Origin of the sequence: Paenibacillus sp. FSL F4-0243, assembly GCF_037963295.1 — a bacterium.
In the GTDB taxonomy this organism is placed as follows: Bacteria; Bacillota; Bacilli; order Paenibacillales; family Paenibacillaceae; genus Paenibacillus_AQ.
In genome coordinates, this window is the sequence record NZ_CP150151.1 from 1,663,387 (window position 1) to 1,690,154 (window position 26,768).

Sequence of the window (26,768 nt, forward strand, 5' to 3'; positions counted from 1 at the left end):
TGCACATATCTAAAAAAAGATCATTCGTAATCGTCCATATTGTGAAATCTTTTTAATGAATAGTATTGGATTACCTATGAAGAAGTATTAATACATGGGAAGACATAGGGAATTCCTGGATCTTTCGTGTGTTTTCCTATGATTATGGGGGGTAACACCTTTAGTATTAGTATAGTTGTCAATTGTGTCGGAGTTGTAAAATGGTGTAAGCACATATGTAAGCGGTTACAAATGGGGGGTGGATCTTTAAGAAAAAATCTGGTTATGTCTAAGTTACCAATGCTGTTATCTCATTTTAAAGGGCTGGTTCTAGAAAATTTAGGTGAGTACCTAATTTCCAAAATCACTGGAGGAGGAATGCAACAAATGAGTAGAATGTTCAAACAAGTCATCTCGATCTTACTCGCAGCTGCTTTGCTTATTCCGTCTAGCTGGCTGGCTCCAATTACGGAAGCTGCAGCACCCGATGCGACAGTGCCATCAGACTCAGTAATGGTATATCACGAAACCTTTGCGAATGGCAAAGGCATCGCAGGCCAATCGGGCAGTGCTAGTCTTACGCCTGTCACCGATAAAGCATTTGCTGGCAATACTGACGGAGCGGCTTTATATGTAAGCAACAGAACAAATAACTATGACGCGGTTGATTTCAAATTTAGTGACATGGGCCTTGAAAACGGTAAAACCTACATGGTGACCGCATCCGTTTATGTTGACGCTGATGTGACTGTACCTAGCGGCGCACAAGCTTATCTCCAAACCATAAACAGCTATGGTCTTTTGGCAAGTGTAAATTATGAAGCAGGTAAAGCGATCACTTTGACTAAAGAATTCACTGTGGATACGAGTAAAGATACGACGCTACGTATTCTATCGGACGAGATTGGTAAAGCCGTTCCGTTTTACATTGGGGACGTCCTCATCACGGCAAAAAAAGCGGTAACAGAAACGGATAAAGAAATTTATCACGAATCTTTTGTGAGTGGCAAGGGTTTAGCTACACAATCAGGTAGTGCTAATCTAACAGCTGTCACCGGTAAGGTTTTTGCTGGTAATGCTGATGGTGCCGCTTTATATGTTAGCGATAGAACAAATGATTGGGACGCGGCTGATTTTACATTTAGCGACATAGGCCTGAAAAATGGTAAAACCTACACGGTGACCGCAACAGTGTACGTTGATCCTGATGTGACTGTACCTAGCGGTGCACAAGCTTATATACAAGCGATAGGCAGTTATGCCCTTTTGGCAAGTGGGGATTATGAAGCTGGCAAAGGGATCACTTTGACGAAAGAATTCATCGTAGATACGAGTAAAGATACGAAACTTCGCGTCCAATCGAACGCGATAGGGAAAACAGTTCCGTTCTATATCGGCGATGTGTTGGTTACAGAAAAGGTGACAGCAGAGCCGACACCAATACCAACACCAGAACCACCTAGAGATCCAGCGTTACCTTTTACTACGGTTACTTTTGAGGATCAAAAAGCAGGTGGTTTTGAAGGCAGAGCAGGTAGCGAGACGCTTACTATTACCGATGAAGCGAATCATACGGATAACGGTTCATATGCTTTAAAGGTAGAGGGCAGAACGAGCACCTGGCATGGGCCTTCATTACGTATGGAGAAATATGTGGACAAGGGCTACGAATATAAAATTTCGTTATGGGTCAAGCTGATCCAGCCTGCAAGCTCCCAGCTTCAGCTGTCTACCCAGGTTGGCAATGGAAGCAGCGCCAATTATGTACAACTCGCACCTAAAACCATCAGCGCAAACGATGGCTGGGTTCAGTTCGAAGGCACATACCGCTATAACAATGTAAGCAGCGAGTATTTGACCATTTATGTGGAAAGCTCAAGTAACAGTACTGCATCTTTTTATATCGACGACATCAGTTTTGAAAAAACAGGATCGGGTCCGGTTGGTATTCAAAAGGATCTGATTCCGATTAAAGATGCTTATGAAGATCATTTTTTGATCGGAAACGCAATATCTGCGGAGGATTTGGAAGGCGTAAGACTTGAACTTCTGAAAATGCATCATAATGTCGCTACGGCAGGTAATGCCATGAAGCCGGATGCGTTGCAGCCTACAAAGGGCAACTTCACGTTCACTGGTGCGGATGAGCTTGTAGATAAAGTGTTGCATGAGGGAATGCAGATGCATGGCCATGTATTGGTATGGCATCAGCAATCACCAGCATGGATGAATACAACATCAGATGCAGACAACAACACGATCCCCTTGGGACGGGATGAGGCTCTAGAAAATTTGAGGACTCATATCAAAACCGTTATGGAGCATTTTGGCGATAAGGTGATCTCCTGGGATGTTGTCAATGAGGCGATGAGTGATAACCCGTCTAACCCAACGGATTGGAAAACTGCACTGCGATCCGCCCCATGGAAGAGTGCTATCGGCGCAGACTACGTAGAGCAGGCATTCCTGGCGGCAAGAGAAGTTCTAGACGCGAATCCTGATTGGAATATTAAACTCTATTACAATGATTATAACGAAGATAATCAGAATAAAGCGCAGGCCATTTACAGTATGGTCAAAGAAATTAATGATAAATATGCGCTCACTCACCCTGGTAAATTGCTTATTGATGGTGTCGGCATGCAAGCACATTACAGCATCAATACAAACCCGGAAAATGTGGAGCGGTCCTTGGAGAAGTTTATTTCCTTGGGTGTCGAAGTTAGCGTTACCGAGCTGGACATTCAGGCTGGAAGCAACTATCAGCTTTCTGAGAAGCTCGCTAATGCGCAAGGTTATCTGTATGCGCAGTTGTTAAATATCTTCAGAGCTAACGATGAGCATATCAAACGCGTTACCTTCTGGGGTATGGATGATAACACGAGCTGGAGAGCTTCGTCCAATCCACTACTGTTCGATAAGAACTTACAAGCCAAGCCAGCTTACTATGGCGTTATCGATCCTGATACGTTCATTGAAGAGCATGAGCTTGAAACGGTTGAAGCCAATCATTCGACCGCCAAATTCGCTGCACCTGTCATTGATGGAACGGTTGATGAGATCTGGAGCCAGACCGCCGAAATGCCGATCAACCGTTATCAAACAGCTTGGCAGGGAGCGAGCGGAGTGGCAAAAGCACTCTGGGATGATCAAAATCTTTATGTCCTGATCCAGGTTAGCGATACGCAGCTTGATAAGAGCAGTGTGAACGCACATGAACAGGATTCGGTTGAAATCTTCGTGGACCAAAACAATGGGAAAACAACGTTCTATCAAGAGGATGATGGGCAGTACAGAGTCAATTTTGACAACGAGACTTCATTTAATCCAACAAGCATCGCAGCTGGTTTCGAGTCGGCGACTCACATTTCCGGAACAAACTACACGGTTGAAGTGAAGATTCCGCTTCATGGGATAACTCCGGATGACGATACAAAGCTTGGTTTCGATGTACAGATCAATGATGCTAAAGACGGCTCACGTCAAAGTGTTGCGGCTTGGAACGATACAACCGGTACTGGATATATGGACACATCTGTTTACGGTGTACTTACCCTCAAGGGGAAATCAACTGATACGGAACCAACACCAACACCAACACCAACACCAACAAATGCACCATCTGGCAGCAGCAACACCAGTAATGTAGTAACAACTCCACAGCCTGTAGCCATTACAAACAAAGAGGGTGTTGTTACGATTACACTGGAGGTGAAATCCGATAACGGGCGTGCCGTAGGCACGATCTCCAGCGACAACTTGAAAAAAGCGCTTGAACAAGCTACAGCAGCGGCAAACGGCAAGAAACAAATCGTGATCGAAGTACCAAAGCAGACGGATGCGAAAGTGTATGATATACAATTGCCAACCCAAAGCTTGATGGGGAAAGAAAACTTTGAACTATTGCTTAAGACGGAAAATGCTACAATCCAAATTCCAAGCAATATGCTGCCCGACTTAACAGACCATGCTGAGCAAGTGTCCATACGCATAAGTAAAGTCTCAGCGGACAGCCTGAGTGCAGCTACCCGCAATTTGATCGGCAGCCATCCGGTTATTGATCTAAGCGTAGTATCAGGCGATAAAGTCATTCCATGGAATAACCCTAACGCTCCTGTCACGGTATCCATTCCGTATACACCGACAGCGGAGGAACTAAGTAATCCGGATTTAATCGTTGTTTGGTACATCGATGATAACGGCAACGTAGTACCGGTTCCGAACGGTCGATATGATGCTGCAACCCAAACGGTTGTATTTCAAACGACCCACTTCAGCATTTATGCAGTAACCTTTGTAAAGAAAAACTTCGGAGACCTGCAGAACGTATCTTGGGCAAAACAAGCCATAGATGTTATGGCTGCTCGCGATGTCATCCAAGGAACGAGCGTGAATAGCTTCTCACCTGCAGATTCTATGAAGCGAGCGGATTTCATTGCTCTTCTCGTGAGAGCGCTTGAACTGAAGGGAACGGGCAAAAGTGCAGCATTGTTCAGCGATGTCCAAAAGACGGACTATTATTATGATGAACTGGTCATCGCGAAGGAACTGGGAATTGCCACAGGCTTTGAAGATGATACGTTCCGACCAAACATTGAAGTCTCTCGCCAAGATATGATGGTGCTGACTGCGCGTGCGCTAGCGGCATCCGGTAAGCAAATCAAGGCGAGTGGAACTTTAAATGCTTATCTGGATGAAGCAAGCATCTCCAGCTATGCGAAAGACAGCGCATTATTGTTGGTCAAATTCGGAGTTGTGAACGGAAAGAACGATAGAATTGCGCCTAACGACACGCTTACCCGTGCTGAAGCAGCAGTTATCTTGTACCGCATCTGGAAGCTGTAGGCTAGCTTGGAGAGAAAGTCTTTATAGGCGGTTACAAGAAATATCAAAAAAAACGTAACGACAGAAAACAGCGATTCTCCCATCCATGGAGAATCGCTGTTCTTGTTTTGTATAGGACACAACGGATATGGGCTATGCCAGAAATTAGTTCAAGGGGTGCACGAAAGGAGTGCCGGAGCACGTGTTTATTGGCTTCTTTATAGGAGTTGCTTTTTGTTCCTCGCTTCAGGGTCAAACCTATAGAATTATGGGGAAATCCTCCCTATAATTCTACATTAAAAGCTCATGTGGAGAGATTATAGGGAAATCCTCCCTATAATTCAGCTGAACTCGGTGTGTTTTATTGAAATTGACCAATATATAGGGAGAAATTCCGTATAATCTGCTCATATAACGGCTGTGAGCTAATTTATAGGGAGGATTTCCCTATAACACGTTCTACCTAAGCAAAATGCTCCTCTACATTGGAGTTTTTCTCGCCAAACCACCGAAAATCTGTGGAAAGCGCAACGAGGTGTGCTCCGTAAGCTACAAATTTAAACTAACAGAAGCCAAATCACCCAACAGGGTGATTTGTTCGTCGATCAATATAGAGAAGATTTCTCTGACACAGGAGAACTGCAATGCCTTAAAAAGTAAAGCAGACCCTGCAGGTAGTTCGCAGGGTCATGCTCTTCAAAATTTGGGGAGGACAATTCAAAGGCTGTCCTCTTCTTATTTCTTACCTTCTCCCTTGGCATTGAGCATGGCGATCAGCTTATCGCCCTCGACGTCGAGGTTCGGAAGCAGACGGTCTAGCCATTTCGGAAGCCACCAGGCTTTGTCTCCGAAGACGGCCATTACTGCCGGAACGAGCGTCATGCGGATGATGAAAGCATCGATCAGGATGCCGAAGGCCAGTGCGAATCCGATCTGCTTGATCATCGCATCAGGTGCGAAGATGAAGCCAGCGAAGACGGAAACCATGATTACACCTGCGGCAAGTACGACACGGCTGGCGAGATCGTAGCCGTGTACCACACTGTCGTTGCCACGACGTCCATGGACGTAAGCCTCACGCATGGAGCTGACGAGGAATACCTGATAATCCATCGCCAGTCCGTACAGAATGCCGGTGACCAGAATTGGCATAAAGCTGAGCAGTGGGCCTCCTGTGTCAAAACCAAACAGGGAGTGCAGCCATCCCCACTGGTATACGGCCGTGGTTAGACCGAAAGTAGCGAGCACACTGAGAATGAAGCCTACCGTCGCCTTGATCGGAACGATGACCGACCGGAAAACAAGCAGCAGTATAATTAGGGATAGAATTACGATGATGCCGATATACACGGGAAACGCATCGGATAGCTTGGAGGACATATCGATGTTGATCGCAGTGAAGCCGGTCACACCAAGTGTTACATCATTTGATGATGCGAGCCTGGAAGCAGGATCGCGCAGATCCTGTACCAGATCTCTCGTTTTTGTATCTGTAGGGCCGGTTTTAGGGATTAGACTGATAATAGCAATATCTCCGGTCGCGTTGACACCCATCGGGGACACCAGCGTGACGTTATCATGCATTTGCAGCTCTTGAACCAGCTTACCAAGCGTCTCCATGGAAATCTTGTCGGACGGGTTGTTTGGTTGGGCCACCAGTAGTAGCGTACCGTTGAACCCTTCGCCGAAGCCCTTGGAGATGATGTCATAGCTCTGGCGTGCTGGAGTGTCCAGATTTGCCGAAGCGCCAGACGGAATACCTAGCTCCATTTTGGTTACTGGAATCGCCGCTGTACCAAGAACCAAGACCACTAGAACAATGATAGCCCAGCGGTATTTTACCGTTGCGTTCGCCCAGCGGTGTGAGAACCCGTTACGGGCTTTGTTCGCGGAAGCTACGTTCTTTGAACGTGCCTTGGCGGTGCAGATCCGTTCGCCGACGAGACCCAGCAGCGCAGGCAGCAGGGTAAGCGCCAACAGAACAGTGATCAGCACGCTGACAGCAGCAACGAGAGCCATGGTTGACAAGAAGCCGATGCCGATGACCAACATGCCACATAGGGCGATGATGACGGTCAGTCCGGCGAAGAATACTGCACTGCCGGCGGTGCCGACCGCTCGGCTTGCTGCTTCCTTGGCACTTAAATTCTCATCGAGAATTAACCGCCGCTGCCGGTTCACGATAAATAAGGAGTAGTCGATACCAACAGCCAGACCGATCATGACTGCGAGAATGGGTGTAATGTCATTCATGTGCACAATATTCGAAAGAGCAAAAGCACCGCCGACGCTAATCGCGACGCCAAGAAGCGCGGTGATCAGCGGCAGTCCGGCTGCAACAATCGAACCGAGTGTAATAAACAGCACAACTGCTGCGACGGCTACTCCGATCGCTTCCGTAGATCCGATGGACGGTGTGCTTTTGAGCGAATCACTCGGAATGGCTGTGATCCCGGAGCCTGCCTGCTCGACTTCGGTTACAGCCTTAATCACGTTATCTGGTACAGAAGAGGGGAGTGATGTCTGCTGAACAGTGAACTGGAATTGGAACAGGGCGATGCTGCCGTCGGCAGACAGCATGACGCCGGGAACCGGAGCACCATCAACGATTAGTGGCCCGTAAGGAACGGCCTGAACCGAAGCAGTAGCTTGACCCGCAGCCGCCGAAGGGTCTGCAGTGGCAGTTTGGCCACTGGCAGCCGCCGAAGGGTCTGCAGTGGCAGTTTGGCCACTGGCAGCTGCTGATGGGTCTGCTCCTGCAGCTTGACCCGCAGCCGCCGCGGCTTGCGCGGCCAGTTCAGCAGGATTGATGATATAGTCCATGCTGTAGACATCATTTATAGCCTTCAGAATCCGTGCTGATCTCTCCGGCGTATCTAGCCGTTCTCCATCAGGCGCGGTGAAGGCAACACTCGCCTGACCGCCAGCAGCTGCTGGAAGTTCCTTGACCAGCATATCCAGTACTTTTTGCGATTCAGTGCCCTCAATTTTCATTTCTGAGCTGGACTGGATGCCATTGACACCAAGCAGGGCGCCTATAACACCGAGAATCAGAATCCAGACGGTAAGGAAATACCAGGGCTTGGTATATGCAGATTTGCCCAATCGGTATAGAAATGTAGACATATTATGGTTTCTCCTTTGTATCTCTAAATTAAAAGCCTTTGCGTAAATAAGTAAACATGGAATTTAGATATTGATCGAACGATATGGCATCGGAGTGTTCATCCTGCGCTTCACCTGGCAGCATGACGTTCAGACGTCCATCCAGAATCGGCACGAACGCTCCGTAAACGGCGCCTGCGAGAAGATGTGTATACCCGTCGGCATAACGTCCATGAGTGAACTGTTCGAGCACTTCCTGTGCGGCAATCTGCAGGCGGCGGAATACGCTGAGAATATAAGGCTCCAGTGACTGATACTGATTAGCCAGCGATACGAACTGCCGCAATTGATACAGAAACTCGGAAGTAAACTGCAGCTTGAACAATTTGTACAAGGCATCTAGCGGTGTTGCATCTGGTGGCAGGTTATCGAATAACATGCTTTTATCTTCTCTTGAAGAGTTGCTGATAAAATATGCTGCTACCGCCTCTTCTTTGCACGAGAAGTAGTTGGCAAAGGTCCGCCGGGAGTAGCCAGCCTTCTGTACAACGTCGTCGACGATGAAGTCGTCCATCCCTAGTTCAAGCGCAAGCTCGAAGGCAGATTTGGCTAAGGCATAGGCCGTAGCTTCTTTTTTTTTGTCGCGCAGCGTCTGTTTGGGGTTCAAGTTCTATGCGATCTCCTTTCTTAAGTACAGAGGACATTCTGTGCTCTATTTTCTATTTTTATATTATTGCCCAAAGGGCAAGATTGCGCAATGGGCAATTTTTTAGAAGTGAGTGGGGGTTATATTCAGGATGCAGGGTATTTAACCGCCCGAGCTTGTAAGCAGGGTAGTTGTCAGACTAAAAAGAGATCAGCAATGATTAACATCGCTGATCTCTTTTGCAAGTTGGTTTAAATAGTGCTAATTGCTTCTATATATTAAGCTTCTTTAGCAATAATTTTTTTGAGCTTCACTTCGGGTTCTTGCTCCGGATCAGGCGCTTGCCCAACACGTTTAATGAAGAAAGAGAGCAGCAGCCCAAGAATGCCGATACCAACAATAACTAGATAGGAATCATTGATACCTTGAATGGAAGCTTCCATAATCATATGTTCTTGTGTTCCGTTCTGTGTGCTGCCCGAGGCCAGCATATCCTTCATATGCGTTGTAGTACGGCTCGTCATTACGGTGACGAGTAAGGAAGTTCCCACTGCGCCAGCCACTTGTCGAATGGTATTCGAAATTGCTGTACCGTGCGCACTAAGCTTGGAGGGCAATTGATTTAGCCCTAAAGTTTGTATTGGCATAAGGAGCAGAGCCATACCGATCCGGCGGCCTGTTGACATATATACCAGATACATGTAACTGGTTGAGTCCGTTAAATTAACAAAGCTTAGTGTAGTTGCAATTGTAATCAGTAGACCGATAATAGCGAGCCACTTTGCCCCGAACCGGTCGAACAGCTTTCCGGTTACCGGCATCAATAAACCCATAATGAGCGCACCAGGAAGCAGCAGTAAGCCGGATTCCATCGCTGTAAAGCCACGGGCATTTTGCAGATACAGAGGCAGCAGCATCATATCTGCATACATCACAATTGTAACTGCGATACTGATGACAGTTGTTAAGGAGAACATACTGTATTTGAAGGCCCGAAGATCAAGCAGCGGGTTATGGGAAGCTAGTTGCTTCCAAACGAATAAGCCAAGGGAAAGGACACCCAATCCAAGAGACAACAGTACTTCCGCGCTTGACCAGCCTGCGCTTGCAGCACGGCTGAAGCCATACAGCAAGGTGCCAAAACCGATAGTAGAAAGAACTACACCAACAATATCCAGCTTAGGATAGATGCGCTCCGATACATTTCTCAAATAAATAAATCCGCAGATGATTACAATGACGGTCAAAGGAATCATGCCATAGAACATAGTCTCCCAAGAATAATGCTCCAAAATATATCCGGCCAAAGTAGGTCCAATCGCAGGTGCGAAAATAATGGCTAACCCTACCATCCCCATGGCAGCCCCTCTCTTTGCAGGAGGGAACAGGGTCAAGATGACATTTGTGAGCAGTGGCATTATAATCCCAGCGCCAGCTGCCTGAATCATACGCCCGGTCAGTAGAATAGGGAAGTTTGTCGCGATGGCTGAGACGATCGTTCCAGCTAAAAATATAAACATGGAAGCTTGAAAAAGCTCTCGTGTCGTAAACCGTTGCATCAAATAAGCTGTAATTGGGATTAGAACACCATTAACCAGCATATAGCCTGTTGTCAGCCACTGAGCGGTTGCAGCCGAGATATTAAAATCATGCATTAACTCGGGAACGGCAACGCTCATTACTGTCTGATTCAGTGTCGCAAGAAAAGCGCCCAAAATCATAATGAATAAGATGGGTCCCTTTTTTACGGAACTGCTTGATACTTCTGTCTTTGTACTCACTCCACTCCATCCTCTCAAATCGTCGATCATGGACTAAATTTACAGTGTGTTGTATAGTTTACAATGCATGAATTAGATTATAAATGAAATTTTCATGTAATCAAGCAACGATTTGCGAAAAAATGTAAAATAGTTTACATTCATTTTAAATTTGTAGTGTTTTCTCATGAAAAAACAACAATTTTTTATAAATTGTAGTTTACGATATGAAAGTTAAAGATTGGAGAGAGTAAGATGAATAACACAACGCAACGTACAGATCCCCGGGTACTTCGTACACGTCAATTGCTTAGAGATGCTGTGATTGAATTGCTTGAGGAAATGGATATTGAGAAAATATCAGTAAACCGTATTGCAGAGCGGGCTAAAATCAATCGTGTTACTTTTTATCTGCATTATCGGGATCTCCCGGATATGTTGGAAAAGATGGCGGATGAGATGGTGGAGGACATTTTACAAGTGGTCAACAACGATGACAACGATCACGAATCGGTTGAAGAAGAGAATTTGAGGATATTAGAGAGTCTGCTTAAGCATATTGCGGAAAATGCCAAATTCTATAAAGTGATACTCACATCGAAAAGAAGCCCTATTTTTACAGACCGTCTGTTCAACTTGATGGCGGAAATCATCTCTGCACACCAGGAGAAAAAGGAGGGTGCTGCTGAGCATTCCAAGATGCCCATACAGAAGGACATTGCCGTTTGGTACGGTTCAGCAGCCCTGATTGGCACGGTTATTTCTTGGCTTCGAGATGACATGCCCTATACACCAGTGTATCTTGCCAGACAAATTAGTATGCTGCGTGCGAACTAGTCAAATGAATACGATCGTAAAGAAAAAGCCGTGCATCGCTGCGCGGCTTTTTCTTTACGATCGTGTACAGAGCGGGTAACTCACTGCACACTGAGATTATCCCAGTTGACTTGGAATTCCTTCAGCATACCTTCCTTGTTCAGCTTGCCACCGAGATAGCCTTGAATGCTGCTGGATAATTCCTGCGGCATCCCGTTCGGCAGACGGGTCCAGTTCCAGGTCAGCGCTTGATCCTTATCGGTATAAGCCAGCACCTCGGCGCCCAGCGCTCCAAGATCTTCTTCGGTGCCCTTAATGCTGTCGAGCGCAGGGATGAACTGGAATTCCTTAGTGATATACTTTTTCCCGGTCTCGGAGGTGACCAGCCAATCCAGGAAGACCTTGGCTTCCTCCTTAACGGGGGAGTTTTTATTGATCACCCAATTGCTTGGCACGCCTACATACAGCTTGTCATTGTCTTCTGGGGTGTCGTCAATGGGCATCGGTAGGATACCCAGATTTAGATTAGGATCGATGCCGTCGATCTGTCCTTGCGTCCAGTTACCCTGCTGCATCATCGCGGCTTCTCCGCTCGCTACCATCGTGACTTGGGTATTATAGTCGGTGGAGAGTGGATTTTTGTTGCCGTACTCTACAGTAAGGTCCAGCAGGTCGATCCATTTGGAGAAAACCGGGTCTCCAGCGAAAGTTTTGGTGCCGTCCGTAAGCCCGGCGATAAATGCTTCGGGATCTGGCTGCTGGGCGAAAGCTACGTTCACATTATGATTGCCGAGCACGAACCATTCCTGATATCCATTTGCAAAAGGTGTGATGCCTGCTGCCTTTAACTTCTCGGAGGCTTCGCGCAGAGAGGTTAGAGTTAAGGGTTTCTCGGTGATGCCTGCTTTCTTAAACAGGTCCTTATTATAGATGAAGCCGTATCCTTCGAGATTCATGGGCATGCCATAGAGCTTGCCATCTGCAGTCATTTGTTCTGCTGCAAGGGGCTTTACATCCTTGGCCCAAGCTTCACCGCTTAAATCCTCCAGATATTCCATCCACATATCACGTTCATTGTTGCCACCAATGGTGAAGATATCCGGTTCATCTCCAGATGAGAACTTGGCGCGTAGGGAGGCACCATAATCGGTCCCGCCACCCACGCTTTGCACCTCCAGCTTAATATCGGGGTGTTCCTTCTCAAACTCAGTCTTAAGCGAAGCTAGCGCTTCAGATATTTCAACCTTGAACTGGTAGATATGCACGGTTTTAACTCCATTCGCATTGTCACTGCCACGTCCGCAGCCGGCTGTCAGAGCAGCCAGCAGCAGGGAGCATGCGAGGAGAATTCCACGTTTGGTTCTCATATTCATTCATCCTCTCTGGCTGAAAATAACATGTATCGTTAGCCCTTTACAGAGCCTTGGGCAATGCCTTCAATAATATATTTTTGCATCGCTAGGAAAAAGATGACCACGGGCGTAATCCCGAGCACAAGTCCCGGAAGTGCCAAATCCCATTGCTTCGTATATTGTCCGAAGAAGCTATAAGTGGCGATGGGAATGGTGCGAAGCACCGGGTCCTGCAGAATAAGCGAAGGCATCAGGTAATCGTTCCAGATCCACAGGGTATTCAGAATAATGACAGTGACAATAATCGGCTGCATGAGCGGAAGCACAATCCGGAAAAAGGTACCATAAGGACTGTTGCCGTCTACTCTCGAAGCCTCCTCAATATCAAGAGGTACTGATTTGACGAAGCCATGGAATAGAAACACAGTCATCGGGGCGCCAAATCCAAGATACGCTAAAATCAAACCTGCGGTTGAATCCATGACGCCCAGACCGCTAACAACTTGCACCAGCGGGATCATGATCGCCTGAAACGGAATAACCATAGCGGCCACTAAAGCAATATAAAGCAAGCGGTTATACAAGCTGTTATTGCGTACCATTTTATAGGCACACATAGAGCAGAGGAACGCTAGCAGAATATTACTAATCACCGTGATAATAAAAGAGTTCAGGAAGGCATGTGGAAAATCGATAGCTTTCCAAGCTTCGGCGTAGTTGCTCCACTGGAATACGGAGGGGAGCGCAGCGGAATCCGAAAGAATCTCGCTGTAGCTTTTCACTGAGTTGGCCAGCAAAAAGTAAAACGGTACTAGGAATAAAAGTCCCAGCAGGATCACAAGCAGTTCGATCAGCAGCAGGGGAACATTGAATTTCTTGGCGGTAGTCTCCATTACAGCTCCACCTCTCTTTTCTTGGTTGCTCTAACCTGTAGCAGGGAGATCACGGCCACAATAACGAAGAAAATCATCGCTTTGGCCGAGCCCATTCCGAACCGGCTGATGGTGTAGGCCTCATTATAAATATTCAACGCTACAGATTCGGTAGCTTTGAAGGGACCACCCTTGGTCAGCGATAGGTTAAGATCGAACAGCTTAAACGACCAAGAGATAGACAGAAATAGGCAGACGGTAACAGCTGGCATAACGAGTGGGATAGTGACATTGCATAAAGCCTGAAAGCGTCCAGCGCCATCCACTTTAGAGGCTTCAAGCAGGCTCTTGGGAACGTTGTTGATTGCAGAGATGTAGATGACCATTAGGTACCCTGCATTTTGCCAGACAAATACGATCACAATCGCCCAGAAAGCTGTCCCTCCGGTGCCCAGCCACGGAAGATTAAAGAAGGACCAGCCCGTAGCCTGTCCAATCGAGGAGAACCCTCTGACAAAAATAAACTGCCAAATGAACCCGAGCAAAAGTCCACCGATAACATGAGGTACAAAAAATACCGTTCTCAGGACATTGCGCGTGAATAGCTTGCGGGTCAGTACATAAGCGAGTGCGAAGCCGAGCAGATTGGTCAGTATCAGACCGAAGAAAGTGAACTTCGCCGTGAACCAGAATGAATGAAGAAAGGAAGGGTCCTTTGTGAAGATATGTAGATAATTCCGGAGTCCGGTCCACTCCACATCACGTGAGATTCCGTTCCAACTGGTAAAAGAATAATAGAGTCCTAAAAAGAAAGGAATCAGCACAATCATAAAGAAAAACAAGGAAGTCGGCCCGACAAAAACAAACTGCTGCATCAGGCGTGATCTTTTTCTATGGTCCATCGTTCCTCACCCCTTTTTGTTAATGTAAACTTTTCATTCTATAACCGGATTGGTGATTAAGCGAAACAAACATACTTGAAATTATCGCTGCTCAGAATGATTTCAACACAGGCTTGACAGCCCTTTCAAAGAATCGGTATGGTGGACTTGTCAGACTAATAGGAGGTTGATGCACATGTCAGGATTGCTTGGTAATTTTGTTACGCAGATTGGAATATTGGTGAATGATGTGGAGAAGGTAAGTACGGCATATGCGGAGTTTTTTGGACTCAAAAAGCCGGAAATTATCGTTACAGATACAGAAGATATTGCGCAGACCCGGCATAATGGCGTGGCTACGCAGGCGCGGGCTAAGCTAGCTTTTTTTGATATGGGCTCTTTACAGCTGGAATTGATTGAACCGGATCATGAGCCGAGTACGTGGCGGGATTACTTGAATGAACATGGTGAGGGGCCTCATCATATTGCTTTTGTAGTTGAAGGAATGAAAGAAAAGATAATGCTGCTAGAAGGCAAAGGCTTCCCACTCCAGCAAAAGGGTGAGTATACCGGGGGGCGTTATGCTTATATGGACACTTTCAAGGAGTTAAAAGTAATTGTGGAGCTGCTAGAGAACGATAAGGATAACGGGGAGGAATAACTATGAATATTATCATTACAGGTGCTGGACGTGGACTGGGTTATGAACTGGCGGCCGAAGCGCTGAAGCGGGGCTATGGAGTTATTGCTGGGGTTCGCCGGCCCGATCAGGAACAAACAGCGCTATCGAAGCTTGCTGAAACCTATGGAGAGAAGCTAACCATCGCTGCGATGGACGTGACGGACGAGGCAGGAATCGCGGCACTGGCTGCGAGTCTACAAGAACAAGGTCGGACCCTCGGTGCCATTATTAATAATGCGGCGGTACTCAACGCTCGGGATACATCGATTGAAGCGTTGGATTTCCAAGATATGCTTATAACGATGGATATTAATCTGTATGGACCGATACGAGTGGTTAAGCATTTCCTGCCGCTACTTACGGAACCCGAATGCTCGATCATCAATATATCGTCGGAAGCAGGAAGTATCACCAATGCTTATCCGAACGACTATCCTTATGGCATTTCCAAAGCGGCGCTCAATATGTTCACACAGCAGTTGCATGTCTATGTAAAAGAACGTGGGATTCAAGTGCTCAGCGTGCATCCGGGGTGGATGCAAACCGATATGGGTGGGGCAGAGGCACCGACAAATCCAAATCAAAGTGCCGAGGGGATCCTTGACCTGATCGAGAAGCGTACTACACCAGAAGGTCATTTCATGTTTGTAGATTATACGGGTAAGGATATGAAGATTTAGGTGATATATAGGCTGAACTAAATTTGCGAACAAAAAGCTCAGTATTCACTGCGGTGAATCATTGGACTTCCGGCCGTTGTTGTCCCCAGATTTCTTGATTGAACCGCTCGTAGCGGTGGAAATCTGGGGACAAAGACGGTCAGTAAAGAGAACCTCGGCAATTATGCCGAGGTCCTCTTTTTTGTTTATAGAACTGCTTATTTCTTAAGCAATAAATAAGCGAAATAAGGTACGCCGATTAGCGACACCATGATACCTGCCGGAATGCCGTCAGGATCGACGAGATTGCGGCCAACGGTGTCCGCGATCAAAAGTAACCAGCCGCCCAGCAATACAGCGACGGGAATAAACATCTGATTACGCGGGCCGACTAGCGATTTGGCAATATGTGGAGCCATCAGTCCGATGAAGGCGATCCCGCCTGTGACAGAAACCGCGGAGGCGGAAGCTGCAACTGCCGTGAGAATCAGAACGATACGTTCACGTTCGAGATTCAGCCCGACACCAATGGCAGAGACTTCACTTAGGCTGAGCAGGTTGAGTCGCTGTGATTTGTACAGGGTAAAGGGAACTAGTAAGATCAACCAAGGCAGTAAAGCCCAAATGAATGGCCAATCTGTACCCCATATATTCCCTGCGATCCATTTTGCAATAAAATCTACCTTGGCACGATCCGCGGACGAAATGATCACGATCATAACGCCAGACAACGCTAGGGAGAACCCTACCCCAACGAGCACCAATCGAACAGGATCAAGCCCCTTAGTCCGACTATATGAAAATAGATAGATTAACGCTGCCGTAAGTAATGCCCCTATAAAAGCAACCAGCGGCAGCGCATAAATGAATGATCCAGCGCTAACCGGGAAAAAAAGAAAGAAAACAGCGACAGCCACACCCGCACCAGAGTTGATACCAATAATACCGGGGTCGGCTAGATCGTTTCGTGTAACGCTTTGCAGAATGGAACCGGATAACGCCAAGGCCATGCCTGCCAGCAGTGTAATCAGAATCCTCGGCAATCTTACAGAGAATAATACAAAGTCCTCTTTAAAGGTTCCATGCCCGAACAGAACCGGGAGCAGTCTGTCAAAAGATAGGGAAGAGTACCCGATTCCCATGCTGACGATTGCTGTTAGCAGAATCAATCCGGTGCATACACATAGGATAATACGTTGTTTTCGCACGGGTGCAGAGGAAATCATGAGAGTGTTTTACCTCCTTTCCGAACAACAAACAAGAAGAAAGGTAGCCCAAGCATAGCTACGACGGCGACCACTGGCGTCTCATAAGGTGCATGGATTGTCCGTCCAATTGTATCCGCGAGAAGCATGAACGATGCACCCGTAAAGATCGATATCGGCAAAATATACCGATAATCGGTACCGACAATCTTACGGACAATATGCGGAATCATCAGCCCTACAAAAGCCATATCCCCAATTAGAGCGACCGATGCTCCAGTCAGCAGAATAATAAGAGTGAATAGAATCCCTTTAACCACAGCAAGGTTTTGTCCTAATCCGATGGCTACCTCGTCACTTAAGCTAAGAATGGTTAACTGGTTTGAAAATATTAATGCCACCACAATGCCGATGAGAATAACGGGTGCGATAGCCTGAAGCTGGCCCCAGGTTGTGCCGATCAATCCACCCGCTGTCCACATGGATACATCCTTGGATATTTTGAAGGCAATGCTTACACCACTTGCAATAGCATACAGAAAGGCAGATACCGCTGCACCGGCGAGTACGATTCGAATCGGAGAGAAGCCACCTTGGCGCACAGAACCTAGAACAAGCACTAGCACGGCTCCTAGGGCAGCGCCAAAAAAACAAGCGATCATGGTACCAAAATAATTCAGTCCGGGCAGAAATACAAATGTAAGAGCCAGCGCCATATTAGCGCCTGAAGTCAGACCGAGCAGGCCTGGATCAGCTAGCGGATTGCGCGTCACTCCTTGCATGATAGCACCGGATACGGCAAAGGCAGCACCGATCAGCATGGCGGCCAGTTCGCGAGGCAGCCGGATCTCACGGAGAATAAGGACATTGTCTGCCTTTGAATTTGAAGCGATGGCAAGCCACAGATCATTGAATGTGGTTTCTTTAGCCCCGAATAGCATTGCAATCACGAGGCATATAACCATTACCAATACGCTACCAAGCAGCTTATAAAAAAATGGAATGGAAGTTTGCTTCGTAGTCATTATCTTTATTTTCCAAGAAATTGTTGTTCAAAGAATTCCAACTGGTACTCTAAGCTGAGTGGATCGTTAAAGTAGAATGCTTTTGCATCAGCCTCGAATACGCGATTGTTTTTGACGGCAGGGATGCTCTTGTAGATTTCTGTATTCTGGAAGGAATTATCTTCATCCGCATTTTTACTGAAAATAACGTAATCGCCCAGATAATCCTTCAGCACTTCTGTCGAGACAGCAAAGAATCCATCCGTTTTGGTGCTTTCTTTTACTGTTTCTGGCATGCCAAGCTTGAAGTCCCCATAGAGGAGTTCAGTTCCGCGGCCAAAGTTATACCCGTATACATACAATTGCTTATTAAAGGTCTCAATAACAGAGACAGTTGCATTATCACCGATCTTCGCTCTGATTTCTTCACCCGCTTTTTTGGTGCGGGCACTAAAATCATCGACCCAAGCTTGAGCTTCTTTTTCTTTGTTCACCAATTTGCCGACTTCCAGCTGTTGGGTTAAGTAATCCACTTTATTATAAGTATAAGTAACGGTTGGTGCGATTTGCTTGAATTTATCGATATTCTTAATATCGGAGAGTCCGATGATCAGATCCGGCTGCAGTTCAATGATTTTCTCCAGACTTTCATCGCTAACCGCTTCTACGTCTTTTAGTTGCTCTTCAAAGCGTGGGTTAGTTTTAGACATTTCATCTACGCCCACAACAGGTACACCCAGTGCCATGACATTACCTGTTAAAAAACGGGTGAGTACAACAACACGCTGAGGATGTGTTGGAACCTCAACAGGTCCATCTTCGGATTGATACGTAAAAGTCGCACTTTCTGACTCCGCAGCAGGAGTAGAAGATGGGCTGTTTGTAGGACTAGCATCATTCTTCGCCTGATTTCCCCCACAAGCACTAAGTGCAATCCCCATAATAAGTACAAACGGAATAAATATCTTTCTCATTAAATAATTCTCCCCTTTTTTGTATGACAGTGTTACTTTGAACAATTCAAACAGTGTAAATCAATCTTCAGCCTATGCCTTAGAGTGATTATGAGAATCATTCGCATTTGTAATCATTATAGGGATCACTCATGTGCCTAACCATGCCTTTTTGTTGGAAAAAAGACTTGGACTATTATTTGCCTCCGAATAAAGCTACCGCTCGTCCTAGTTGTAAGCGAATCGAAGCCGGGTTATAAGGCACCCAATCATCCAGATCAAGAATATGGACTTTCTTCTGCTGCACTGCGGGAAGCTGGCTCCAATAAGGGGATTGAAAGATCGCTTCAGTATGCGCAGTAGAGCCTTTGGCATCGGGAAATACAATGACTAAAATTCGGTCTCCTGCATAATCTGCAAGATCTGAAACCCCGATCGAAATCGAATGGAACTGATCTCCCAATCTTTTTATCTCGTTGTCAATCAAGGTCGGTGCTCTAAGTCCAAGGGATTGGTACATCACATAACCTACATTCCTTGCTCCGTAAACGAGTAGCTCCTCAGGCTTGATTACCAGAATGGTGATGATATCGTTAGCTACTGTGCTGTGCTGTACTATTTCTCGGGCTTCTAGCTCTTCTTGTTCAAAATCCTTCAGCCACTGCTCCGCCCGTTCACTCCGCTGAATGGCTCGGCCGATTAGGCGTAGCTGATCTTTCCAGCCGATTTCGTTCCAAGAGATCTCCATAATAGGTGCTACAGCTCGCAGCTGCCCGGCCTTCAATCCGTATTCCTCCAGATGTTCTTTGGCCGCAATAATCAGTTCAACGTTGGCATCAATTAATAGCGATCTGATCTGTTCAGCCGAGCTGTTTGTATTGATAAACTTCATCGACTGCGGTGGCTCCTGATCCGAAAGATTCAAATATTCACTACTTTCAGAGATGGTTACCGCAGGTTCTAAGCCAAGTAACAGCAAATGGCTTGCATAAGGGGTAAGCATTACGGCAACTCGCTGGAAAGAGCTTCGGCTGTAACCAGACGGAGATGCGCCTGTCTGCAGCTTAAAACGACGACTGAGATAAAATTCATCCTTGTAGCCTACCTTTAGCGCAATTTCCCTAAGTGTGCCTGAACCGTTAAGCAAAAGCTCCTTGGCACTATGAACCCGTAGCCGCGACAGATATTCGCTCTGGCTGAAGCCTGTCACCTGCTTAAACAACGTTGAATAATGCGAGCTGCTTACACCCGCAATGGCGGCTAAGTGCTCACGTGTTATTTTTTCGCTAAAGTGATTCTCCAGGTAAGAAATGCTCCGTTCCATCGATGGTTGCTCGTTAACTGTATATCTGGCTTCCTGCTGTTCGAGCAATTGTAGAATAATCTGATGAAAAAGCATTTGATTCTGTACATGGCGTGTTTCTCGATCTGGCAGTCGGTGAAGATACAATTCCTTGACACTGGATACAATAGTAGGCTCATAAGGAAACAACAGCATATTTGAACTCGAAGCCATTTCGCTTTTTCGTATCATCGCACCGCCAGGTATAGCCTGAGTCTGCTCTTGAATCCAGATGGTGAGCTTATAGGCGTGAAGCGGCTGCTGGAGATTTGTAATTAAAGAGGCATGAGTATTAGCGGGGAGAAGGATTACGCTTCCTTCCGTAAGCTCATAAGTCAGATTATTAACCTCAAGGCTCCCTTTACCAGCTGCAACGGCCAGTAATACGGTTAGATTCTCATGAATCTGAACTCTTGGTAGATTTGAGGTCCCATACATCGATTGAATGCTGCCAGCGCTATATAAAGGAAAATGAGATTCGGCCCATTCCGGGATAACGTTATTCAAAATAAGGCCTCCGTTACTTGAATATATTTTCAAACTATAATGCTATGGATTGAACTGTATTATTGACGTCTGTGGAACTAATTATAACATCTTCCCTTTTTAGATAAGCCTGTTAATTATCTGCCCTATTATTCTTTTTAAAGGATACGTCTGTCCAAGAGAAAGCATATTGGATCGAATATATATACTACCAGGTATTCTTCATCCATTTTAAAGAGGTGATTAAGATGAAAAAGCAGTCAGCCTCCACTAAGAAGCGAAGGCTTCTCGCCAGTCCTAAGCCCAAACGTAATCTGAATCCTAAAGCAACAGCCCAGACTATCAACTTCGCGGTAATTGGGGATAGTCATGTGGGATATGGGAATAGCGCAAGCATTTTTAAAAATCTTTTGCCAAAGGCTGTAGGGAGCGGGAATAAGAGATTTGTTATTTTTGGAGGAGATAACACGCAAGCGGGAGCGAATCATGGAAATAATGCAAATGCCTATTACAAGGACTTCAAGGATACAGTAACTAGCACGCTCGGAAGTATCCCCTATAAAGCATCGATAGGAAATTGGGAGGCAAGTACCCAGTCCTTATTCACGCAATATTTAGGTGCAGTAGAAGGGCAAATGAATTTCCCTGGGACACAGGGTAAGGTGAAGTACGTGTGGCTTAATTGTGCTCTGGGTCTGTTCACTCCGGGTAGTATAAATATATTGAAAAATTTAGATGATCAGCATTTTTATATTATAGATTTTCATTGGCCTTTAAAAGTGAGCGGGATCACGGTCGATCCTAGCCATGTATTAAGCGCGGCGGAGACTGCTAAGTTTTTTGCAGCTATTCCTACGAAAGTGAGGGATAAGGTGCTAGCTATTTTCACACATCATGGACATTTGTTTTATCGAAAGCTTACTAATATATATCCAGGTTATACAAATACAAAATTCTTTGTGTGCGGATGTTCGGGTGATTATAAATGTAAGCCGAGTGGTGATCGCGGTTATTACAACGCCACATTAACCATCAATGGGACGGCATTGAATGTCGATGCTTTTAAGGTAGCGGTCACTTAGTGAAGAAGTGGATGCGGTTAAAATAAAACGCTAATTTTCGGGAGATAACCGAGATTAGCGTTTTTCTTATATTAAGAATAGCCCATTAACCATGGAGTCACAGGTAAATAGTAAGTAAGCAGGATTATTTAACATATTTGTATAATAGTTTATATATGTATTGAATAAATTTGTTTAGGAGGGCTACCCATGAAAGAACTATTATTTCATTCTTTAGAACAGGCGGGTGTGTCGGCTTACGGTGTAGAGCGCATACGTATAGCAGCTGCACAAATGGTTGAAGACAACATCACACCGGCACAAGTTATTGTTGCTGCGAGAAAGGGGACGCTACTGGTCCATCAAGCGAACGGGAAATTCGGTCCGGAGCCAGGCGCAGCGGAATTAACTGTAGATGCTATTTATCCACTGTGTTCCATAACAAAACTGTTTACGGCAACCGCTATAATGATGTTAATGGAACAAGGGAAGATTGGTCTAAACAGACCTGTTTCCGATTACATCCCCGAATTTACAGGTGAAGGCAAAACTAAGGTATGCGTACATCACTTATTGACACATACCTCTGGCCTGGAGGGTGAGGTGATTTGGCAGAACGGACAGTTGAAAAAGGAACAAGGAGAGTACCCTCCACACGAACCTAATCAAGATCCAGATCAGCATAAGTACTTATATGGCGGTTATGATGCACCGCTTAGTAACGAACCTGGTACGGTCATGTCTTATTGCGGGTATGGCTATGAGCTGTTGGGTGAAATCATCCGGCGCGTTAGCGGACAGGCTTATGATGTATTCGTAAAGGAAACCATTTTTAAACCGCTTGGTATGGAAAATACATATTATCGTGTACCCATGGACGTGCGGGATAAAGTAGTAAGACGTGCACCAGAAGCAGCGTGCGCGGAATGGGTGGACAGCGAGTATAATTTGAATTCCGTATCTGCGGGGGGCGGCGCTTACTCGACGGCTATGGATTTGGCTGTCTTTGGCCAGATGTTTCTTAACGGCGGGATATATAACGGAGTACGATTTCTTAGTCCGGTAACCGTAAAAGAAATGACCCGCAACCAAATTCCAGGCGTATCCTCACAATATAGAGACGAGGTTTTTCCAGAAGCGTATTGGGGGTACGGATGGGCGATTAACGGCTCGAAGCGTGATGGTGGAGATTTGTTTTCTCCAGAAGCCTATTCACACTGGGGCGCGGCAGGTCCTTTCCTCTGCGTTGATCCGATTTATCAGACAGTTACGGTGCATTTATCCGTAGAGCTAGATCACCAGAAGCCATTTAAAAATATGTATGTGGATTACTTCAATAATACTGTTCTGGCAGCCATCACTGATCTTTAATCCTCTTTTTAGTTTTTTTGTCGTGTTATCTATACTTAAAGCGTGCTTTCCCAGTTTCTTCTGAATTGTTTAGGGGTGGTGCCAGTATATTTCTTAAACACTTTGGTAAAATAGCTCTGGTCATTGAAATGTAGCCTCGTAGCGATATCAGATAAGCTAATGCCCGGTAATTCGATTAATCGTTTGGCTTCTACAATCCGCTCGAATTGAATAAAATCACTGATGGTGAATCCTGTTTCCTTCTTAAATAATAGGGAGAGATAGCTTCTGTTCAATCCAGCGACTTCAGCCAGCTTATCTAAGGAGAGTTCCTCATATAAGTGATTAAAAATATAGTTCTGACAGAGGGCCACGGTGCGCGAAAGTTTCGCCATCCGGCTCTCTTTGACATGGTCGGCGAAATCGCAAAGCGCATTAAGAATAGCATGATCTACAGCCGGAACATCCTTTAGTTCTTCGATATGCTGGATATGAAAGTCGCTGAGGGTATAAGAAATCTCCCAATACAGTCCTCCATCTATTGCTGCACGAGTAGCGAGCGTAATACAGGAGATCGCCAGATTTTTTTTGTTGCGTAAATGGCTCTTCTTGGAGAGTACTCCGTAATTGTCTTCGGAGAAGGTTGCTTGGACACGAAGTAGCTCAGCCTTATTTCCATTTTTGATATGGTGAAATAAGGATTTTTCCAGCATGGGTTCGTGGTGCAGCCATGTATTCTCACGTCGATAGGAAACATCCAAGTCCAAACTGCCTGCGGGAGGCTGTTTATGCTCAAGAGTTCGGGTGTCGAGTAGCAGTTCGCTAAGAGATAACGTCTTTCCGGTGACGAGCGAGTACATCAGCATAGCGGTATGGTAGAGTCTCATTTTACTTAGCACGGTCAAGCTGCGGTAGTATTTCATCCATTGCTCTTGAAGCTTTAATGGAACTTCATGGTCACGCATCAGACTTGTCATATTGTCCTCTGAAAGGTGAGTATAAAGTGTAGGACCGATCACAATGCTTCCCCCGTTACTGCTGCCTGAGGGCAGATGGAGAAGGATGTAATTCTCTAGGAAGTTAGTGGTGCGGATGATCGGTATAGAGGCATTTGAGCTATCGTGGTCGGAGTTGTTCTCGCTTTTAGTAGAGTCTGCAATTTCTGAAAGAAGCTCATTGAGGTTATGAACCCACGGGGCGCTCTCTGAAGAGGTAGGCAGCGCTAGCTGGATTCTCCGATTGGCATCTAGCAGAAACACAGGAATTTGCAGCGATTCATACAACACTTTACAAATATATTGAGCTCCTTCATAACCGTCCAAATGATTCAACATTCTTTCAACCCCCTCGCCCAACCAGAATACCAAAAATACAATGATAATGCCATAAATCTAACATGAAGTAGATTAAAATGGGGATAGTATACATTCAGAGGAGGTATTTTTATGAAAACCAACATTCATGAACTCATATCACAAATGACCCTTGAGGAGAAAGCAGGACTCTGTTCAGGGCTTGATTTCTGGAATACAAAGGGCATTGAACGACTCGGAATCCCCTCTTTAATGGTAACGGACGGACCCCATGGTTTACGCAAGCAAAAAGAGAGCGCCGATCACCTCGGACTCCATAACAGTGTACCCGCGACTTGTTTTCCTTCGGCAGCAGGGATGGCTTCTTCCTGGGATCGGGAGTTAATCGGGCGTGTAGGTAAAGCACTCGGGAAAGAGTGTCAAGCAGAGAACGTTGCTGTTCTGCTCGGACCGGGAACAAATATTAAGCGCTCTCCACTGAACGGTCGTAACTTTGAATATTTTTCGGAAGACCCTTATCTTTCCTCGGAGATGGGTGGGAATCATATCAAAGGTGTGCAAAGTGAAGGGGTAGGCACCTCGCTTAAGCATTTTGCTGCTAATAATCAGGAACACCGGAGAATGTCTGTAGATGCTGTGATTGATGAGCGGACGCTACGAGAAATTTATTTGGCTAGCTTTGAAGGCGCAGTTAAGCAGAGTCAGCCATGGAGCGTGATGTGCTCTTACAATCGGGTAAATGGTGAATATGCCTCCGAGAGTGAATTTCTCCTGACAAAGATTCTTAGAGAGGAATGGGGCTACAAGGGATTCGTCGTTTCCGACTGGGGAGCGGTTAATGAACGGGTGAAGGCTCTACAAGCAGGACTGGAGCTGGAAATGCCGTCAACCGGAGGCATTGGTGATGCCAAGATTGTCGCAGCAGTACAAAGTGGCGAGCTGTCTGAAGAAACGTTAGATCTTGCAGTGGAACGTTTACTTACCTTTGTTTTTAAGGCGGTGGAGAACCGTAAAGATAATGCTTCATTTAATGCTGATGAGCATCACCGTCTGGCTCGTGAAGTGGCGCGGGAGAGCATGGTTCTACTTAGAAATGAGGAAGGCATTCTGCCGCTGACAAAGCAAGGAACGATTGCGGTCATTGGCGAGTTTGCTAGAAATCCGCGTTATCAGGGCGGGGGCAGCTCACATGTGAATCCGACGAAATTGGACGATGCTTTTGAAGAGATGAAGGTCCTTGCAGGTTCTGCCGAACTGCTATATGCGCAAGGATATGAACTGAATCATGACGGGATTAATGAAGCTTTGCTACAAGAGGCACGGGATACAGCGGCAAAAGGGGATGTAGCCGTATTGTTCCTTGGACTTCCGGATAACTATGAATCAGAGGGTTATGATCGCAGTCATTTGTCGCTTCCAGAGAGCCATAAAGCGCTGATCGAAGCAGTGTCTGAGGTGCAAAGCAATATCGTTGTCGTACTCAGCAATGGTTCACCCATAGAAATGCCTTGGATTCATAAAACGAAGGGTATTCTTGAAGGTTATCTAGGCGGTCAGGCTTTTGGCGGTGCAGTGGCAGATTTACTGTTTGGAGAGGTTAGTCCAAGTGGCAAACTGGCAGAGACCTTCCCGATGAAGCTGAGCGATAATCCATCCTTTCTTAATTTCCCAGGTGAAGGGGATACAGTAGAGTATAAAGAAGGTTTGTTTGTTGGCTATCGTTATTATGATAAAAAAGAGCTTGAACCGCTGTTTCCTTTCGGCTTCGGACTAAGCTACACAGCGTTTCAATACAGCAATTTGAGAATCTCCAAGAGCAGCATAAAAGATACCGAGAACGTACAAGTTACGGCCACCGTCAAAAACACGGGTACTCACGCAGGAAAAGAAATCGTTCAGCTCTATGTTAGCGATGTGAAGAGCAGCGTGATCCGTCCACTTAAGGAGCTTAAGGGCTTCCAGAAGATAGAGCTTCAGCCTAGGGAAGAGCAAGAGGTTTCTTTTGAACTGGATAAACGCTCCTTTGCTTATTACAACGTTAACATTGGTGATTGGCATGTGGAAAGTGGAGTCTTTGAGATTGCTATCGGTTCATCTTCGCGGGATATTCGTCTGACTGCTTCTATTGAAGTGGAATCGACTGCTCCGCTTGCATTAAGTTATCATCGCAACAGTACCGTTGGTGATTTGCTGGACAATCCACGCACGGCAGATAAAGTGAAGAAGTACAGCAGTATTTTTGGCATGGAAGGTGCGATGGATGATAATCCGGAAATGTTCATGGCGATGATGAAATATATGCCGCTACGGGCGCTGGTTGGTTTCGGTCAAGGGAAATACACAGAAGAAGATTTAGCCAAGGATCTGCAAGAATTTAATGCTTTGGCTGTAGAGTAGGAGATCAGAAAAGGCCAAGTCTGGTCTTTAATAAAAATCTAATATAAGTAAGCCAGTAGTTCATATTAGTCATTTATAATA

Annotated in this window: 18 protein-coding genes; 7 read left to right on the top strand and 11 right to left on the bottom strand. The window is 46.0% G+C overall.

All coding sequences use genetic code 11. The annotated features are described in order from the left end of the window. Positions 1-366: 366 nt before the first annotated feature. Positions 367-4,824, top strand: coding sequence for an endo-1,4-beta-xylanase (locus NSS87_RS07530; protein ID WP_339245987.1), 4,458 nt, complete (start codon positions 367-369; stop codon positions 4,822-4,824). A gap of 714 nt (positions 4,825-5,538) precedes the next feature. On the opposite strand, the gene NSS87_RS07535 is transcribed toward NSS87_RS07530, so the two are convergent. From NSS87_RS07535 to NSS87_RS07545, 3 genes are all read right to left on the bottom strand, one after another. After that, positions 5,539-7,929, bottom strand: coding sequence for an MMPL family transporter (locus NSS87_RS07535; RefSeq protein WP_339245990.1), 2,391 nt, complete (start codon positions 7,927-7,929; stop codon positions 5,539-5,541). A 28-nt stretch (positions 7,930-7,957) separates the two neighbouring features. Further along, positions 7,958-8,575, bottom strand: coding sequence for a TetR/AcrR family transcriptional regulator (locus tag NSS87_RS07540; RefSeq protein WP_339245992.1), 618 nt, complete (start codon positions 8,573-8,575; stop codon positions 7,958-7,960). Positions 8,576-8,832: 257 nt separating this feature from the next. After that, entirely contained in the window at positions 8,833-10,275 is a 1,443-nt protein-coding gene (locus NSS87_RS07545; protein ID WP_339248460.1) for a DHA2 family efflux MFS transporter permease subunit, read from the bottom strand. Positions 10,276-10,569: 294 nt separating this feature from the next. Here NSS87_RS07545 and NSS87_RS07550 point away from each other — a divergent pair, with 294 nt between their 5' ends. Further along, on the top strand, positions 10,570-11,151 hold the full coding sequence (locus tag NSS87_RS07550; RefSeq protein WP_042185894.1) for a TetR/AcrR family transcriptional regulator: 582 nt from the start codon (positions 10,570-10,572) through the stop codon (positions 11,149-11,151). An 80-nt stretch (positions 11,152-11,231) separates the two neighbouring features. Here the strand turns inward: NSS87_RS07550 and NSS87_RS07555 are convergent, their stop codons facing one another. Genes NSS87_RS07555 through NSS87_RS07565 form a run of 3 tightly spaced genes read right to left on the bottom strand, consistent with a single transcriptional unit; the run spans position 11,232 to position 14,256 of the window. Further along, positions 11,232-12,497: an ABC transporter substrate-binding protein gene (locus NSS87_RS07555; RefSeq protein WP_339245995.1), complete on the bottom strand. Its 1,266-nt coding sequence runs from the start codon at positions 12,495-12,497 to the stop codon at positions 11,232-11,234. 38 nt (positions 12,498-12,535) lie between these two features. After that, positions 12,536-13,375, bottom strand: coding sequence for a carbohydrate ABC transporter permease (locus tag NSS87_RS07560; protein ID WP_339245997.1), 840 nt, complete (start codon positions 13,373-13,375; stop codon positions 12,536-12,538). After that, positions 13,375-14,256: a sugar ABC transporter permease gene (locus tag NSS87_RS07565; protein WP_339245998.1), complete on the bottom strand. Its 882-nt coding sequence runs from the start codon at positions 14,254-14,256 to the stop codon at positions 13,375-13,377. Before NSS87_RS07565 ends, NSS87_RS07560 begins: the two co-directional genes overlap by 1 nt. Positions 14,257-14,431: 175 nt before the next feature. Between NSS87_RS07565 and NSS87_RS07570 the strand changes: the two genes are divergently transcribed. Beyond that, positions 14,432-14,896 carry a VOC family protein gene (locus NSS87_RS07570; protein ID WP_042185902.1) on the top strand — a complete coding sequence of 155 codons (465 nt, stop codon included), beginning with the start codon at positions 14,432-14,434 and terminating at the stop codon, positions 14,894-14,896. 2 nt (positions 14,897-14,898) lie between these two features. Then, positions 14,899-15,597, top strand: a complete 699-nt coding sequence (locus NSS87_RS07575) for an SDR family oxidoreductase (protein ID WP_042185904.1) — start codon at positions 14,899-14,901, stop codon at positions 15,595-15,597. Positions 15,598-15,794: 197 nt separating this feature from the next. Here the strand turns inward: NSS87_RS07575 and NSS87_RS07580 are convergent, their stop codons facing one another. The 4 genes from NSS87_RS07580 to NSS87_RS07595 form a co-directional block, all read right to left on the bottom strand. Next, entirely contained in the window at positions 15,795-16,802 is a 1,008-nt protein-coding gene (locus NSS87_RS07580) for an iron ABC transporter permease (RefSeq protein ID WP_042185906.1), read from the bottom strand. Then, a complete protein-coding gene (locus tag NSS87_RS07585; protein WP_339246002.1) occupies positions 16,799-17,806 on the bottom strand; it encodes an iron ABC transporter permease in 1,008 nt (335 codons plus the stop codon). Before NSS87_RS07585 ends, NSS87_RS07580 begins: the two co-directional genes overlap by 4 nt. 5 nt (positions 17,807-17,811) lie before the next feature. Then, complete coding sequence (locus NSS87_RS07590) at positions 17,812-18,759, bottom strand: iron-hydroxamate ABC transporter substrate-binding protein (RefSeq protein WP_042185910.1); 948 nt, start codon at positions 18,757-18,759, stop codon at positions 17,812-17,814. Positions 18,760-18,934: 175 nt separating this feature from the next. Then, on the bottom strand, positions 18,935-20,587 hold the full coding sequence (locus NSS87_RS07595) for a helix-turn-helix domain-containing protein (RefSeq protein WP_339246007.1): 1,653 nt from the start codon (positions 20,585-20,587) through the stop codon (positions 18,935-18,937). Positions 20,588-20,814: 227 nt separating this feature from the next. Here NSS87_RS07595 and NSS87_RS07600 point away from each other — a divergent pair, with 227 nt between their 5' ends. Together NSS87_RS07600 and NSS87_RS07605 are read left to right on the top strand one after the other, a co-directional pair. Further along, the gene (locus NSS87_RS07600; RefSeq protein WP_339246008.1) at positions 20,815-21,648 is read left to right on the top strand and encodes a metallophosphoesterase; all 834 of its coding nucleotides are present in this window, start codon (positions 20,815-20,817) and stop codon (positions 21,646-21,648) included. A gap of 189 nt (positions 21,649-21,837) precedes the next feature. Beyond that, positions 21,838-22,998 carry a serine hydrolase domain-containing protein gene (locus tag NSS87_RS07605; RefSeq protein ID WP_339246010.1) on the top strand — a complete coding sequence of 387 codons (1,161 nt, stop codon included), beginning with the start codon at positions 21,838-21,840 and terminating at the stop codon, positions 22,996-22,998. A gap of 35 nt (positions 22,999-23,033) precedes the next feature. On the opposite strand, the gene NSS87_RS07610 is transcribed toward NSS87_RS07605, so the two are convergent. Beyond that, positions 23,034-24,311, bottom strand: coding sequence for an AraC family transcriptional regulator (locus NSS87_RS07610; RefSeq protein WP_339246012.1), 1,278 nt, complete (start codon positions 24,309-24,311; stop codon positions 23,034-23,036). A gap of 111 nt (positions 24,312-24,422) precedes the next feature. On the opposite strand from NSS87_RS07610, the gene NSS87_RS07615 reads away from it, so the two are divergent. Beyond that, positions 24,423-26,687, top strand: coding sequence for a glycoside hydrolase family 3 C-terminal domain-containing protein (locus tag NSS87_RS07615; protein ID WP_339246015.1), 2,265 nt, complete (start codon positions 24,423-24,425; stop codon positions 26,685-26,687). Positions 26,688-26,768 lie beyond the last annotated feature (81 nt).

Bases quoted from the DNA above. Each gene is read 5' to 3' on its own strand.
- NSS87_RS07530 (WP_339245987.1), top strand. From the start codon at position 367: ATGAGTAGAATGTTCAAACAAGTCATCTCGATCTTACTCGCAGCTGCT.
- NSS87_RS07535 (WP_339245990.1), bottom strand. From the start codon at position 7,929: ATGTCTACATTTCTATACCGATTGGGCAAATCTGCATATACCAAGCCC.
- NSS87_RS07545 (WP_339248460.1), bottom strand. From the start codon at position 10,275: ATGATTTTGGGCGCTTTTCTTGCGACACTGAATCAGACAGTAATGAGC.
- NSS87_RS07550 (WP_042185894.1), top strand. From the start codon at position 10,570: ATGAATAACACAACGCAACGTACAGATCCCCGGGTACTTCGTACACGT.
- NSS87_RS07555 (WP_339245995.1), bottom strand. From the start codon at position 12,497: ATGAGAACCAAACGTGGAATTCTCCTCGCATGCTCCCTGCTGCTGGCT.
- NSS87_RS07560 (WP_339245997.1), bottom strand. From the start codon at position 13,375: ATGGAGACTACCGCCAAGAAATTCAATGTTCCCCTGCTGCTGATCGAA.
- NSS87_RS07565 (WP_339245998.1), bottom strand. From the start codon at position 14,256: ATGGACCATAGAAAAAGATCACGCCTGATGCAGCAGTTTGTTTTTGTC.
- NSS87_RS07570 (WP_042185902.1), top strand. From the start codon at position 14,432: ATGTCAGGATTGCTTGGTAATTTTGTTACGCAGATTGGAATATTGGTG.
- NSS87_RS07575 (WP_042185904.1), top strand. From the start codon at position 14,899: ATGAATATTATCATTACAGGTGCTGGACGTGGACTGGGTTATGAACTG.
- NSS87_RS07580 (WP_042185906.1), bottom strand. From the start codon at position 16,802: ATGATTTCCTCTGCACCCGTGCGAAAACAACGTATTATCCTATGTGTA.
- NSS87_RS07585 (WP_339246002.1), bottom strand. From the start codon at position 17,806: ATGACTACGAAGCAAACTTCCATTCCATTTTTTTATAAGCTGCTTGGT.
- NSS87_RS07590 (WP_042185910.1), bottom strand. From the start codon at position 18,759: ATGAGAAAGATATTTATTCCGTTTGTACTTATTATGGGGATTGCACTT.
- NSS87_RS07600 (WP_339246008.1), top strand. From the start codon at position 20,815: ATGAAAAAGCAGTCAGCCTCCACTAAGAAGCGAAGGCTTCTCGCCAGT.
- NSS87_RS07605 (WP_339246010.1), top strand. From the start codon at position 21,838: ATGAAAGAACTATTATTTCATTCTTTAGAACAGGCGGGTGTGTCGGCT.
- NSS87_RS07610 (WP_339246012.1), bottom strand. From the start codon at position 24,311: ATGTTGAATCATTTGGACGGTTATGAAGGAGCTCAATATATTTGTAAA.
- NSS87_RS07615 (WP_339246015.1), top strand. From the start codon at position 24,423: ATGAAAACCAACATTCATGAACTCATATCACAAATGACCCTTGAGGAG.